Genomic DNA, 229 nt, shown 5'->3' with positions numbered 1-229 from the left:
CCATGATCTGGTACAGGATCGCCAGGAACAGGAAGTTCAGCAGCATGTTGACGACCAGCGCGGCGACGCCGGCGCGCACCGGGGTGCGGGTGTCCTGGCGAGAATAGAACGCAGGCAGCACGATCTTCAGCAGCGCGAAGGCCGGCAGGCCGAAGCTCAGGCCATACACCGACAGGGCCGTCATGCGGGTATCCACGGCGGTGAAGTGCTTGTGCTGGAACAGCGTGGC

Annotated in this window: 1 protein-coding gene; it reads right to left on the bottom strand. The window is 64.6% G+C overall.

Translation table 11 applies throughout. The features are described from left to right. Nucleotides 1-229 (bottom strand): lipid II flippase MurJ (locus SB775_RS34480; protein WP_410865788.1); only part of this gene is annotated, 229 nt, incomplete at both ends.

The sequence above is a fragment of the Peribacillus sp. SIMBA_075 genome (assembly GCF_046534585.1).
The sequence above is the reverse complement of the archived record's forward strand: the minus strand, read 5'-3'. Positions and strand labels throughout refer to the sequence as shown.